The organism is Paenibacillus albidus (assembly GCF_014644435.1).
Taxonomy (GTDB): domain Bacteria; phylum Bacillota; class Bacilli; order Paenibacillales; family Paenibacillaceae; genus Paenibacillus_AQ; species Paenibacillus_AQ albidus.
Window position 1 is genome coordinate 1 of record NZ_BMKR01000043.1, and the last position, 12768, is coordinate 12768.

Genomic DNA, 12768 nt, shown 5'->3' on the forward strand with positions numbered 1-12768 from the left:
CCTCCAGCGCCGATGGTACTTGGACCGAAGGGTCCTGGGAGAGTAGGACGTCGCCAAGCGGACAACCACAATAAACTGTGGTATTTTTTTTGCCCTTAATAATTGCATACAATAGAAGGGCCTTTAGCTCAGCTGGTTAGAGCGCACCCCTGATAAGGGTGAGGTCGGTGGTTCGAGTCCACTAAGGCCCACCATATTCCCTGATAGCTCAGTTGGTAGAGCACTCGACTGTTAATCGAGTTGTCACAGGTTCGAGTCCTGTTCGGGGAGCCATTTGGAGAGGTGTCCGAGTTTGGCCGAAGGAGCACGATTGGAAATCGTGTAGGCGCCACAAGCGTCTCGAGGGTTCGAATCCCTCTCTCTCCGCCACTAGTATTACAGCATGGCCCGTTGGTCAAGGGGTTAAGACACCTCCCTTTCACGGAGGTAACATGGGTTCGAATCCCATACGGGTCATATCACGGAGGCTTAGCTCAGCTGGGAGAGCATCTGCCTTACAAGCAGAGGGTCGGGGGTTCGATCCCCTCAGCCTCCACCATAAACATCCATATATATCTTTTACTGACGCGGGGTGGAGCAGCCCGGTAGCTCGTCGGGCTCATAACCCGAAGGCCGCAGGTTCAAATCCTGCCCCCGCAACCAAATTATCTTGGTAAGAGAATACAATGGAATATTTAGTTACTGACGCGGGGTGGAGCAGCCCGGTAGCTCGTCGGGCTCATAACCCGAAGGTCACAGGTTCAAATCCTGTCCCCGCAACCAATTTGGAACCGTGGTGTAGTTGGCCTAACATGCCTGCCTGTCACGCAGGAGATCGCGGGTTCGAATCCCGTCGGTTCCGCCATCTTTACAGCTTCAAGTGAAGCATGATTACTGTTGGGGATTAGCCAAGCGGTAAGGCAACGGACTTTGACTCCGTCATGCATAGGTTCAAATCCTATATCCCCAGCCATTTTTTAAAGTGAGAGCCATTAGCTCAGTTGGTAGAGCACCTGACTTTTAATCAGGGTGTCGAAGGTTCGAGTCCTTCATGGCTCACCATTTATTCTCAGAAGTGTGCGCGTGTGGCGGAATGGCAGACGCACCAGACTTAGGATCTGGCGTTTCACGACGTGGGGGTTCAAGTCCCTTCACGCGCACCATGTTTTTGCGGACGTGGCTCAGCGGTAGAGCATCGCCTTGCCAAGGCGAGGGTCGCGGGTTCGATTCCCGTCGTCCGCTCCATATAGATTTGCGCCCTTAGCTCAGCTGGATAGAGCGTTTGACTACGAATCAAAAGGCCGGGAGTTCGAATCTCTCAGGGCGCGCCATTATTTACTTTCGGGATGTAGCTCAGCTTGGTAGAGCACCTGGTTTGGGACCAGGGGGTCGCATGTTCAAATCGTGTCATCCCGATTTTACTTCTTTGCGGGTGTAGTTCAATGGTAGAACTTTAGCCTTCCAAGCTAATAGCGTGGGTTCGATTCCCATCACCCGCTTACAACAATTCATTTACTGCAGAAGACACTTGCCCATAACCTGGGCAGGTGTTTTTTGGTTTATCCTTTTGATGCCAATGTGGTTATGGGCAAAAATTAAAGCCCCTTCCGTAGTGTTACGGAAGGGGCCCAGTGTCGGTTACCCAACCTCCCCGCAGTTTATGAACCTGCAGCTTTCGATCTGAACGGATAACTGGCCGGAAGGAACCTGAAGCTCATAAGTCCGGCCCGGCTCGGCCAGCAGCAGCTGCATTCCCACTGGAGACAGCAGGGAAACCTTGTTCTCTTCAGGCTTGGCTGATTCGGGGAACACAAGGGTGTAGGTATCCAAAGCATCGTCATCGAGATAGCGTAGCTGAAGCTCACTGCCGATCAGGACTTGGTTATCCAGCTGATCCTCCTGAAAATCGGCCAGCCGCTCCTCCAGAGCGGAGCAATAGCGGTTAAGCAGCTCTTCCGCAGCTGCCCGCTGCTTACCCGGCTCCGGGAAATAATGAGTTAGGAATCCGGTCTTTTCTTCATCAAAATAAACCAGCTGTCTAATCAACTGTGTCCGCGAGTCTTGCTTCAGTGTACTATGGTTCATAGTAGATTTCCCCCCCTCTAAGAAACACAGTTCGTCCGGCAGTAATGCAACATTGTGCCATGATAATCCCTCCTATATAAATAGAGGTTCCCTGATAGGAAACCTTCACAACAGTGTATCAGCTGGCACTTGTAAATACAATCCATATTATCGTTGACTCTTGGCGCATTGGGTGCTAAGCTAGGCTGATATATAGGGCATTCCGCAAAGCAGCGGAGTGCCTTAGTCTATGTAAAGGATTTTTTTACATTTAATGTTACCGGAGGGGTGATGCGCTATGTGCACATTTATAAGTTCCGGCCTATGATTGAACAGAAGGGAATTCATGAATTCGTCTGACCACCAAATCTATTTAAAGGGGAGTTTACAATGATACAAGTAAAAGAGTTCGTAGATACGGATAATTCGTATGCAGAGAATAAAGCAAATGAGTTCTTGGCGGGACTGCAGGAGGAACAGGTAGTGAAGGTATGCTACGGTTCCGTGGTTAAATCTTCACGCGATGGCACAGAGCACCAGAGAAGTACCATTTTGATCGTTTATAAGACTAATGAAAAACAATAGCTGGCATACTTTTTTTTCCTTTCTTTCTGTTGCTTCATCGCTTGCTATTGTAATTGTCGCCATCTATTTGTTGTTCATCCGCTAAGCAGCTTATATCCAAAGAAGTCCTTCACCGATTCGGTTGAAGGACTTCTTTGCTTTGGAAGTGTATTTACTTATGGATTGCTTGGTGCAGGTAACCCCAGGCCTTCTGCAATCCGTTGTCCGAATTCCGGGTCGGCTTTGTAGAAATGGCCGATTTGCCGGATCTTAATCTCGTCTCTCTCCACGGGTGCCATGGCCCCTACGATGTTTCGCACCAGCCGGGTGCGTTCTTCCTCACTCAGCAGACGATACAGATCACCCGGCTGTGTGTAGTGATCGTTGTGGTCGTAGGCGCTGCTGTCTGCAAGCCCGGATACCTCAAAGGGGGCTGGTTTGTTCTGAGCAGACTCAGCCGGTCCTCCGTAGCTGTTAGGCTCATAATAGACGGAACCGCCGCCATTGTTTCCATGAGTCATTGCCCCATCACGCTGATAGTTCTTCACATCAGCCTTGGGACGATTGATCGGCAGACTGTTATGATTCGCACCGACCCGGTGGCGATGGGCGTCACCGTAGGCGAACAGGCGGCCCTGAAGCATTTTATCAGGCGAAGCTTCAATGCCGGGTACAAAGGAACCTGGAGAGAAGGTGGCCTGCTCCACTTCGGCAAAGTAATTCTCCGGATTGCGGTCCAGCACCATCCGGCCGACCTCGATCAGCGGGTAGTCTTTTTGCGACCAGACTTTGGTTACATCAAACGGATCGAAACGGTACGTATTCGCATCCTCCACAGGCATAATCTGCACATGCAGTCTCCAGGCGGGGAAGTCCCCTTTGTCAATGGCGTTGAATAAATCCTCTGTATGGTAATCCGGGTTCTCTCCGGCGAGTTTGGCGGCAAGTTCAACATCCAGGTTCTTCACGCCTTGCTCTGTCTTGAAATGATATTTCACCCAGACAGCAGCACCTTCCGCATTCACCCATTTGAAGGTGTGGCTGCCGAAGCCATGCATGTGCCGGAGAGTGGCCGGGATACCGCGGTCAGACATTAGAATCGTTACCTGATGCAGAGACTCGGGCGATAAGGACCAGAAATCCCAGACTGCATTGGGGTTCTTCAGGTGTGTCTGCGGATGACGTTTCTGGGTATGGATAAAGTCCGGGAATTTAATGGCATCACGAATGAAAAAGACCGGTGTATTGTTGCCGACTAAGTCATAGTTACCTTCCTCGGTGTAGAACTTCACAGCAAACCCGCGGGGGTCACGAACGGTATCGGAAGAACCAAGTTCCCCGGCCACTGTAGAAAAGCGGATAAACATCGGCGTGCGTCTGCCTACTTCGGAAAGAAAGTTTGCTTTGGTGTATTTGGACAAATCCTGGGTAACCTCAAAATATCCATGGGCTCCGGCACCTTTGGCATGTACAACCCGTTCAGGCACACGCTCGCGGTTAAAATGTGCCAATTTCTCCAGCAGATGAACATCCTGCAGCAATGTAGGCCCGCGGGAACCGGCGGTCATTGAGTTTTGATTGTCTCCAACCGGTGCACCCCAGCTTGTCGTAAGATTATTGTTGTTGGAACTCATAAATAGTCACCTCATAGGATTTAAATTTAGATTTAGTATAAGTTCTATAATAACAAATATCTTATAAAATGCAATCCTTTTTTATAATAATTATAATTAAATCATCAAAATATAGAGGTGAATATGAATAAATATTGGGGGAAAAAGACCTGGGATATGATATACAATGGAGCTAAAGGAGGATAGACATGCTTAAAAAATTAGTTATGATGCCTTTCTCCATGTCTTTAGATGAGCAGGAGAAGTTGCGCAAGTTTACATTGGAAGAGAATCTTTTTCGAGGCAGGTTGTTTGCCAGGATCATCATCGGCGTTGAATGCGCAATGGCTGCTGTAGGTATTGCCGGGTCCTTGCTAAAAGTACATGAGAGCTTTCGGTTTAGCTTTTATTTGATAAATGTATATGTTCATGATTCTAATAAATATCGGATTTCTTTGGGGAACCGCTAAATTTGAAAAAGATAAGAAAAGGAAAGAAGTAAATTTCCTCGCTTATGAACGTGCTTTTCAACTCTATGCCATGGTGTTTATGTTATGGGGCTGCATTGTCACTCTGGCGGATCAGAGGTTATATGGGCAGTTGATGGCATTTGTAGTTAATATGATCAGTATCTCGGTTATTTTTTACTTCAGCAACCGGCAAATGATTATTCTGTACGGGATCTCCACCCTGCTGCTGTTTGCAGGACTGCCGTTTGTCCAGCCTTCCAGTGAAGTGCTGGCTGGCCATTATGTAAATCTGATTGTATTCCTGTTCTTTTCCTGGGTGGCCTCCAGAATTTTGTATGTCACCTATTGCAGCAATTTCCACAGCAGGATACAGCTGAAGCAAAGCAATCAAAGGCTGGAAGAGGAAATCACCGAGAATAAAAGAGTCCATGTTGAGCTGGAACGGGCGAATAAAGAGCTGCAAAGGCTCTCGCTGGTGGACGTGCTGACCGGGATTCCGAACCGCCGGGCTTTTGAGCAATTACAATGATCGCACAGGTCATTCACGAAGCTGCAGACACCCCCTCGAATATTGCGGCCCGGCTTGGAGGCGAGGAATTTGTATTGACCGCTTTTGGCACCGGGGAGAAGCAAGCCGGGGAGCTCGCGGAGAATATACGGCAGCACGTGAGTGAAATGAAGATCCGGCATGAATATTCCGCAATCCATCCTTATGTTACGGTGAGTCTGGGAACGGCTACAGGCCGGATTTCAAATGCGGCAGATTTCAGCAAGCTGATACTTCTGGCGGATCAAGCGCTCTATGCAGTCAAGGCGGGCGGACGCAATAGCGTGAAAAGTCTGAAATAATTTGATAAACGTCAAGGAAGGATTATTATTCTCAAAGCGGCACCGGGGCTGGAACCTGGCTGCCGCTTTTGTTGTCTGGCGCAGTTAGTCGAATTATGTCGGATTAAGGTGGGTTTAATTGGATTTTGTCAGTTATTTGTTGACCTATGAATTATGGAGTGATAAATTGGGGGGGATATCAATATGTAATGAAAGCGATGCCAAATTTCTGGGGGGCAAGCATGCGCGGATGGTCCAATATACGTTTTCAGACGAAACTTTTTGTTGTGTTTATCCTTCTTAGCAGTGTCCCTGCTCTGCTGATCGGGACAACTGCTTATCATAAATCCTCAGAGATGCTGCAGGACCGGACAGAACAGGATTTGAGTGTTATTCTGACACAGTTAAATACGTCCATTGAACGGCAAATCAGTGATTTTGACCGATTCACAATGATTCCTTATTATTTGCCGGATATCTTCAGTTTTCTGAATCAGCCCTATTTATCTAAGGACCAATGGGGGAGCCAAGAGATCAATGCCCAGAAAACTATGGCCCGCCTGATGAGCGCTTATCCATCCATCAATTCTTCTATTAACGGGCTTGTGGTTTACGGTATGAACGGCACAAGCAACGCTTACCGGCTAAGTGGAAACTCTGTGATGAATCCGAACCTGCGGTTTGTTGACAATCCGTGGTACGACGAGGTTATAGCGAAAAATGGGGGTTTTACCATTACCGGCGTTCAGGAGATCAATCAGTTCAACACTGATTCTTTTCAGGCTATTGTTGGTGCAAGGCTGCTTATGGATGAAGAGTATCAACCTTTGGCGGTTATGGCCATCTATATCTCTCCCAATTTTATACCAAAAATTGTACGGTCTTTGGAGCTGTCGACTGTACAAGTTGCGGTGTTTGACAGGGACCAGCGGGTTATTTACAGTTCTGAACCTGCACTGACAGACAAGCTTAAGTCCTTCGGCCAAGGACAAACGAAGGGGGGCTGGGAAACGGAGGCCTCTTCTGACACCCGCCAGATCGGATACAATGGTGTTTTTCTTGAAAGCGATTACTTGGGTTGGAAAACCTATCTGGGAGTGGATCGCGAAGAATTATTGGCAGGGAGCCGTTCGATCCGCAGGTTCACGCTGTTTATTATAGTTGCCCTTGTATTCATTACTGCGGCAGCCTCTTGGCTCCTGGCCAGAAGCTTGTCCAAGCCGATCTACCGATTAATCCGTTCCATGCGCGATGTAGAAAAAGGGAAATTTGCGGTCACTGTTCCCGTAGGACGCGGTGATGAAATCGGGCGGCTGGAGGGCAGCTATGGACGGATGGTCACCCGATTGGATGAGTTGGTGCATTCTATTGAAGAGAAGGAACGCCAGAAGCGCCACGCTGAATTGTATGCACTGCGTGCCCGGATCCAGCCTCATTTTCTGTACAACACCTTGAATTCGATCCGGATGCTTGCCATTCTGCAGCAGTCGCCCCATATCGCCAAGCTGATTCAAGCCTTGAACAAGCTGCTCCAGGCCAATATGAAATTGGACAGTGAGCTCGTCTCATTGCAGGAAGAATTGCAGATGCTGCGGGATTACGTCAGTCTGATGGATTTGAGATATACCAATGTGTTTACGGTCGACTGGAAGGTCCCGGAGGAGTTTCTTCATCTTCCAATCCCTCCTATGCTGCTTCAGCCACTGCTGGAGAACGCAATCTTTCACGGTGCCAAAGGTTTGGACCGGAATTTGCACATCACGGTAACAGCGATGCCCGGGCAGGATCAGCGTGCTCTGATTCTGGAGATTATTGATGATGGCGCAGGTTTCCCGCCCGGAGTCATAAATTTGGATAACGCCCCAGATGCCCCGGACTCCTCGCAGATCGGGCTGCGCAACGTTAGGGACCGCATCCGGCTGCGGTTCGGGGAAGAATATGGACTGGAGATGCTGCGGATTGACAATCTGACGATAATGAGGGTAAGCATTCCTTTGATGAGTATGCAGTTGGGAGGGGATAGCCATGTGGAATCTACTGGTCGTTGAAGATGAGTCTATCGTCAGAATGGGCCTGCGGTATATGGTCAACTGGGAAAGCCAGGGTATTCATTGGCATGCTGAAGCCGCAGGCGGCGAGGAGGCACTCCTGGTAATGGCCCGGGAAGACATTCATATTGTAATGACAGATATCCGGATGCCGGGAATGGACGGGCTGGAGCTGGCCAAACAGATTAAAGTCCAGTATCCGCTCGTACAGATTATTTTCTTGAGCAGCTATGACACCTTCACTTATGTACGGGAAGCATTTAAGCTGGGGGCCATTGATTATTTGCACAAGCCGACAATGGATGAGCATGAAATTGTCTCCACCCTTCAGAAGGTGCTTGCCCAACTCAATGTAATAACTTCTGCGGTGCCGCCGGAACTGACGGGGGAGGAGAAGAATGCGCTGTACTTATCTCTTCTGGATAGATACACTTTTCCATTAAGTCCTGTTATCCCTGAATTTGCGGACGATGCTTACCAAAAAGGTTATGAACTGGTGGTATTCCGCAAAAGGGATGATGCGGTTCTGGGGGATGAGGATTCGAATCATCTGCGCTTTCTATCTTTGCAGTATTTAATTACCGAATTTGTAACCAAGGACTGGGGCGGGATTGTATTTCACCGCAGCTTCCGTGAGATTATTTGGATTGCACCGGTACTTCCGCGAGCAGAACAGGCGGATAAAAGCAAATATCTGGAGATCCTGCGCCAAAAGGTACTGGAACTGCTCAATGTCGCGCTGATTTTTGCCGTCAGTCCCATCTGCATGGATATGACCCGGCTTCCGGAGGCTTATCTGGGAGCGCTGCTGCGTTTTCCCGTGCATGAACAAAGCGATAATCTCATTGTGCGCAAGGCTAAGGAATATATTGATCAGCATCTGCTGGAAGAGGTCACACTGGCAAAAGTAGGAGAGGCCATTCACGTGAGCCCGGGTTATTTAAGCCGGATTTTTATTAAGGAGCTTGGTGAGAATTTCAGCGATTATATTATCCGCAACAAAATAGAGCATGCCCAAAAGCTGCTCCGCAGGACAAACCGGAAGGTCTATGAAATTGCAGCCGATATTGGTTATACGAATGCCCATTACTTCAGCAAGCTGTTCAAAGACCGCATGGGCGTTACGCCCCTGGAATACCGAAATCAATAAGGGCAGTAAGGGCCCGTAAGACTTCAAGCAGCAAGCTTCGAAAGACATGAGGCTTGCTGTTTGGCATTTCAGGGCTGCCGTTCAGGAGAAAGGGAATGACAAAAAAACATAGGAGATGTCATGATTCAGCTATTGAAAAAACGGAATGCCCATATTATCCCGGGTAGACGTGCAAATAGTGTAGGAAAGAGCCTTTTTACTGGCTACTGCTCCCCGCTTTCCCTCTCTACAATAGAAATAGAAGCAGAACAGATCAGCAAAGGAAGGGGAGTATCACATGGAAGATGAAGAACAATTGGGGAGCCTCCGAACACAGCGCTGGGGGAGATTTGAATTGAATCTACAGGGACCCTCATCGGGAAATCCGTTTACAGAAATAACGTTAACCGCTAAGTTCCGGCTGCGGCACCTTGTAATTGAGGTGGACGGATTCTATGACGGGGAAGGGCGCTACATTATCCGGTTTATGCCGGATACGGTCGGAGAATGGTCCTATGAAACTACAAGCAATGTTCAGGAGTTGAGCGGCATCCGGGGTACCTTCTATTGTGTAGATCCCGAAGCCGGGAACAGAGGTCCTGTAGGCGTCGATAAGACATTCCATTTCGCTTATGCGGACGGAACCCCCTTTTATCCATTCGGAACGACCTGTTATGTGTGGAATCACCAAGGGGAAGAATTGGAGGAACAGACGCTTCGCAGTCTGGCCGAATCGTCGGCTTTTAATAAAATTAGAATGTGTGTGTTTCCGAAGCATTATGACTACAACCTGACCGAGCCGGCATTCTATCCTTATGAAGGATCACTGGAGAACGGATGGGATTTGAACTCATTCAATCCCGGCTACTGGAGGCATCTGGAACGCCGCTTAAGCAATCTGCAAGCTCTGGGTATCGAAGCGGATCTGATTCTGTTCCATCCCTATGACCGCTGGGGCTTCTCGAAGATGAGCCGCGAAGAGGATAGCTTGTACCTGCGTTATGCCATCGCCCGCTTATCTTCTTTCCGTAATCTGTGGTGGTCGCTTGCCAATGAATATGATCTGATGAAGTCGAAGTCGATGCAGGATTGGGATCGGTATTTCCGCTTACTTCAAGAGCATGATCCTTACCAGCATCTGCGGTCCATTCATAACTGGCATCATCCAGGGATTCATTACCGGAGCAATCTGCATTGGTATGACCATGGCAAACCGTGGGTGACACATGCCAGCATCCAGCATCCCGATCTTCATTTCGTATCCGAATGGCGGGAGCAATTTCAGAAGCCGGTGGTCATTGACGAATGCCGATACGAGGGGAACCTGAACCATGGCTGGGGCAATATCACCGCGGAGCGAATGCACGATTGTTTCTGGGAAGGTGTGTTGCAGGGAGGATATGTGACGCATGGGGAGACCCTTCTTCAAGAAGACCCTATCCTCTGGTGGTCGCATGGAGGAATGCTGCATGGGGACAGCCCGGAGCGGATCAGGTTCCTGCGCGGAATTGTGGAGGAAGGTCCGCAATTAGACAAGGTTTCGATTAATTTTGAATGGGATACATCGGCCGGAGGTGTGGATGGTGAATATTATCTCGTTTATTTTGGCTCCAGCCGGCCGGCTTTCCGCATTCTGCCGCTCCCCGAAGACATTACCTTCACCATTGAGCGAATCGACACCTGGGAGATGACGATAACGGCATTACCCGGATTATATACAGCGGGAAGCCGTATAGATTTGCCGGGCAAGCCTTATCAGGCACTGCGTATTACAGCCGTTCACAACTAAATCATCAAAAGGGGAATGTACATGAAAAAATGGATCTTGCTGCTGACGGGTGTGTTGCTTGTTTCTATAATTGCTGCGGGTTGCTCTTCCGGTAATAACAGCGGGACGGTGAACAATGCAAGCCCCTCAGCGGATAATACCCAAAACGGCGGGGCAAAGGTCAATATCTCCTTATGGGTGCTGAATACCGGCTGGGAATGGTTGCCGGAGGCGGTACGGGATTTTGAACAGACGAATCCGAATATCAGTGTAGAGGTTACCAAATACGAGGTGGACCCGATTAAGGAAGCTTTGAAGGTGGCCGCCAGTTCCAAAACATTGCCTGATATGTGGTTTACCTGGGGCGGATCGCTGGGTTCCTTCTATGCGGAAAACGGGATGACGATGGACCTGACGCAAGTCGCCGCAGATCATAAGTGGTCCGAAATTTACAATCAAACAGCTATCGACATGTCGACCTATGATGGGAAAGTATCCGGCATCCCGATCCATCTCAATGTACTGGGGATGTGGTATCCCAAAAATGTTTATCAAAAGCTCAATCTGCAAGCGCCTGCGACCTTTGCCGAGTTTGAAAGCCAGCTTCAAACCCTAAAGGACAATAATATCACCCCGCTTGCTTTTGGAAGCAAAGGGGGCTGGCATACGATGCGTTTGACCGAACAGCTTCTGGAACACTTTGCAGGCCCTGAGCTGCATGATAAGTTAAACAGCCTGGATGCTTCCTGGAATGATCCGGCTGTCGTCAAGGCCTTCGGGAAGATCAAGGAATACACGGATAAAGGTTACTTTCCGATGGGCTATTCATCCTTGGACCCGAGCGAAGCTGAAAGCCTGATCTATCAGGAGGCGGCAGGAATAATTAATGAAGGTACCTGGTTTGACGGAACGATTATTACGAACGGATTTAATCCGAAAGACTTTGATGTGTTTAAATTCCCGAACGATCAGACGCCGTCCAGGGCCTCTGTGTTCGCCGAGATGTTCCAGATCAATGCTGAAACGGAAGCGGCTAAACAGGAGGCGGCCATTAAGTTCGGTGAATATTTGACCAGTACAGATGTAATCAACAAGTACGTTGAAGATTATGGTTCACCGGCGGCGCTTGAATTCAATATTTCCGATACTACTCCCCATCTCAAGCCATTGCTCGACAGCGCGGGTGACGGAGGTTTCCTGATTACTGACCAGGCCTTGCCGCAGGAAGTGGCCCAGAAGCTGTTCGAGGCGCAGGATAAGGTAGCACTTGACGAATGGACACCGCAGCAGGCAGCGGAAGGTATGGACAAGGCTGTAACTGCCTACAAGAGCAAGCAGAAATAAGAGGATGAATGAATGCGGGGGATTGCAGTCTTATAGCAAAGGAGAGGCTGTAATCCCAAGCAGGAAGGGAGCGTTCCTTGTGACAACAAGAACACTGAAGCCATGGCTGTTCCTGATGCCTGCGCTGGTTATTTATTTGACGGTGATTTTTGTACCGTCCATCTACACGTTTTTTCTCAGCTTCTTCAGGTGGAATGGAGTCACTCCGGACAAGGAATTCGTGGGGCTGGGCAACTATACGGACCTGATCATGAATGACACCGTCTTTGCGAGGGCATTACGAAACAATTTACTGTGGACGATCGGTTCTCTGACGCTCATTATGGGCTTTGGTCTAATCCTGGCTCTAATGCTGAACAAGAAGCTGAAGGGGCGTATTGTGTTTCGCGGCATCTTCTACTTTCCGTATGTGCTGTCCGGTATTATTGTCGCAACCGGCTGGACCTGGATCTATAATCCTACCCAGGGATTTGTGAATAAAGCGCTGGAGCTGCTGGGTCTGGAGAGTTGGAAACATGCCTGGCTCGCTGAACCCAAAACTGCTCTGTATGCAGTATTTGTCGCGGCTTTGTGGCAGGGTATCGGACAGCCGATGGTTCTGTTTCTGGCAGGTCTTCAGACGATTCCGCAGGACCCTTATGAAGCGGCTTACATCGACGGAGCCAAGCCGCATCAATCCTTCTGGTATATTACACTTCCACTGCTCCGGGAGACTTTTGTAATTGTCATTGCGACAACACTTATCGCTTCAATGAAGGTCTATGACATTATATACGGAATGACCGGCGGCGGACCGGCAGAAAGCACGCAGGTATTATCCTCGTGGATGTATAATCAAACCTTCAAGTTTGCAAATATCGGGACAGGATCAGCCATTTCATTCTTTCTGGTTATGATCTCCATGATTGTCATTATTCCTTATGTCTACTACACAACAAAGAAATCACATGTGTAAAGGATA

The 12768-nt window shown here is 48.9% G+C and carries 11 protein-coding genes and 15 tRNA genes; 24 read left to right on the forward strand and 2 right to left on the reverse strand.

The window, feature by feature from the left end; all coding sequences use genetic code 11:
• Positions 1–117: 117 nt before the first annotated feature.
• The 15 genes from IEY53_RS29675 (at position 118) to IEY53_RS29745 (ending at position 1478) form a co-directional block, all read left to right on the forward strand.
• A tRNA-Ile gene (locus IEY53_RS29675) sits at positions 118–194 on the forward strand.
• A gap of 3 nt (positions 195–197) precedes the next feature.
• Positions 198–273, forward strand: a tRNA-Asn gene (locus IEY53_RS29680).
• Between the two features lie 3 nt (positions 274–276).
• A tRNA-Ser gene (locus IEY53_RS29685) sits at positions 277–369 on the forward strand.
• Positions 370–384: 15 nt separating this feature from the next.
• Positions 385–456, forward strand: a tRNA-Glu gene (locus tag IEY53_RS29690).
• A gap of 6 nt (positions 457–462) precedes the next feature.
• A tRNA-Val gene (locus IEY53_RS29695) sits at positions 463–538 on the forward strand.
• Between the two features lie 27 nt (positions 539–565).
• Positions 566–642, forward strand: a tRNA-Met gene (locus IEY53_RS29700).
• A 43-nt stretch (positions 643–685) separates the two neighbouring features.
• Positions 686–762, forward strand: a tRNA-Met gene (locus IEY53_RS29705).
• A gap of 4 nt (positions 763–766) precedes the next feature.
• Positions 767–844 (forward strand) — tRNA-Asp (locus tag IEY53_RS29710).
• Between the two features lie 33 nt (positions 845–877).
• Positions 878–952: transfer RNA gene (locus IEY53_RS29715), tRNA-Gln, on the forward strand.
• 13 nt (positions 953–965) lie between these two features.
• Positions 966–1041, forward strand: a tRNA-Lys gene (locus IEY53_RS29720).
• Between the two features lie 17 nt (positions 1042–1058).
• Positions 1059–1142, forward strand: a tRNA-Leu gene (locus IEY53_RS29725).
• Positions 1143–1149: 7 nt separating this feature from the next.
• Positions 1150–1224: transfer RNA gene (locus IEY53_RS29730), tRNA-Gly, on the forward strand.
• A gap of 9 nt (positions 1225–1233) precedes the next feature.
• Positions 1234–1310 (forward strand) — tRNA-Arg (locus IEY53_RS29735).
• 11 nt (positions 1311–1321) lie between these two features.
• Positions 1322–1395 (forward strand) — tRNA-Pro (locus IEY53_RS29740).
• Between the two features lie 12 nt (positions 1396–1407).
• A tRNA-Gly gene (locus tag IEY53_RS29745) sits at positions 1408–1478 on the forward strand.
• Between the two features lie 139 nt (positions 1479–1617).
• Here IEY53_RS29745 and IEY53_RS29750 read toward each other — a convergent pair.
• Positions 1618–2064 carry a GreA/GreB family elongation factor gene (locus IEY53_RS29750; protein ID WP_189031348.1) on the reverse strand — a complete coding sequence of 149 codons (447 nt, stop codon included), beginning with the start codon at positions 2062–2064 and terminating at the stop codon, positions 1618–1620.
• 369 nt (positions 2065–2433) lie between these two features.
• Between IEY53_RS29750 and IEY53_RS29755 the strand changes: the two genes are divergently transcribed.
• Positions 2434–2628, forward strand: coding sequence for a sporulation protein Cse60 (locus IEY53_RS29755; RefSeq protein ID WP_189031350.1), 195 nt, complete (start codon positions 2434–2436; stop codon positions 2626–2628).
• A 155-nt stretch (positions 2629–2783) separates the two neighbouring features.
• Here IEY53_RS29755 and katA read toward each other — a convergent pair whose 3' ends face one another.
• A complete protein-coding gene (gene katA / locus IEY53_RS29760) occupies positions 2784–4241 on the reverse strand; it encodes a catalase KatA (RefSeq protein ID WP_189031352.1) in 1458 nt (485 codons plus the stop codon).
• A 188-nt stretch (positions 4242–4429) separates the two neighbouring features.
• On the opposite strand from katA, the gene IEY53_RS29765 reads away from it, so the two are divergent.
• The 8 genes from IEY53_RS29765 to IEY53_RS29800 all read left to right on the forward strand — a co-directional run bounded on the left by IEY53_RS29765 (position 4430) and on the right by IEY53_RS29800 (position 12762).
• The gene (locus IEY53_RS29765) at positions 4430–4690 is read left to right on the forward strand and encodes a hypothetical protein (protein WP_189031354.1); all 261 of its coding nucleotides are present in this window, start codon (positions 4430–4432) and stop codon (positions 4688–4690) included.
• 70 nt (positions 4691–4760) lie between these two features.
• Positions 4761–5219 carry a PleD family two-component system response regulator gene (locus IEY53_RS29770; RefSeq protein ID WP_189031356.1) on the forward strand — a complete coding sequence of 153 codons (459 nt, stop codon included), beginning with the start codon at positions 4761–4763 and terminating at the stop codon, positions 5217–5219.
• Positions 5216–5539 carry a GGDEF domain-containing protein gene (locus IEY53_RS29775; protein WP_189031357.1) on the forward strand — a complete coding sequence of 108 codons (324 nt, stop codon included), beginning with the start codon at positions 5216–5218 and terminating at the stop codon, positions 5537–5539. Before IEY53_RS29770 ends, IEY53_RS29775 begins: the two co-directional genes overlap by 4 nt.
• 188 nt (positions 5540–5727) lie before the next feature.
• Entirely contained in the window at positions 5728–7566 is a 1839-nt protein-coding gene (locus IEY53_RS29780; RefSeq protein ID WP_308424268.1) for a sensor histidine kinase, read from the forward strand.
• Positions 7544–8716 (forward strand): response regulator, encoded by a 1173-nt coding sequence (locus IEY53_RS29785; protein WP_189031359.1) that lies wholly within the window; start codon positions 7544–7546, stop codon positions 8714–8716. The genes IEY53_RS29780 and IEY53_RS29785 overlap by 23 nt, the downstream gene beginning before the upstream one ends.
• Before the next feature lie 277 nt (positions 8717–8993).
• Positions 8994–10484: a DUF5605 domain-containing protein gene (locus tag IEY53_RS29790; RefSeq protein WP_189031361.1), complete on the forward strand. Its 1491-nt coding sequence runs from the start codon at positions 8994–8996 to the stop codon at positions 10482–10484.
• 21 nt (positions 10485–10505) lie between these two features.
• On the forward strand, positions 10506–11807 hold the full coding sequence (locus IEY53_RS29795) for an ABC transporter substrate-binding protein (RefSeq protein ID WP_189031363.1): 1302 nt from the start codon (positions 10506–10508) through the stop codon (positions 11805–11807).
• 79 nt (positions 11808–11886) lie between these two features.
• Complete coding sequence (locus tag IEY53_RS29800) at positions 11887–12762, forward strand: carbohydrate ABC transporter permease (protein WP_189031364.1); 876 nt, start codon at positions 11887–11889, stop codon at positions 12760–12762.
• Positions 12763–12768: the final 6 nt, after the last annotated feature.

Coding starts and splice junctions, on each gene's coding strand:
- IEY53_RS29790 (WP_189031361.1), top strand. CDS start 8,994: ATGGAAGATGAAGAACAATTGGGGAGCCTCCGAACACAGCGCTGGGGG.
- IEY53_RS29785 (WP_189031359.1), top strand. CDS start 7,544: ATGTGGAATCTACTGGTCGTTGAAGATGAGTCTATCGTCAGAATGGGC.
- IEY53_RS29750 (WP_189031348.1), bottom strand. CDS start 2,064: ATGAACCATAGTACACTGAAGCAAGACTCGCGGACACAGTTGATTAGA.
- IEY53_RS29770 (WP_189031356.1), top strand. CDS start 4,761: ATGGTGTTTATGTTATGGGGCTGCATTGTCACTCTGGCGGATCAGAGG.
- IEY53_RS29755 (WP_189031350.1), top strand. CDS start 2,434: ATGATACAAGTAAAAGAGTTCGTAGATACGGATAATTCGTATGCAGAG.
- IEY53_RS29765 (WP_189031354.1), top strand. CDS start 4,430: ATGCTTAAAAAATTAGTTATGATGCCTTTCTCCATGTCTTTAGATGAG.
- katA (WP_189031352.1), bottom strand. CDS start 4,241: ATGAGTTCCAACAACAATAATCTTACGACAAGCTGGGGTGCACCGGTT.
- IEY53_RS29780 (WP_308424268.1), top strand. CDS start 5,728: ATGAAAGCGATGCCAAATTTCTGGGGGGCAAGCATGCGCGGATGGTCC.
- IEY53_RS29795 (WP_189031363.1), top strand. CDS start 10,506: ATGAAAAAATGGATCTTGCTGCTGACGGGTGTGTTGCTTGTTTCTATA.
- IEY53_RS29775 (WP_189031357.1), top strand. CDS start 5,216: ATGATCGCACAGGTCATTCACGAAGCTGCAGACACCCCCTCGAATATT.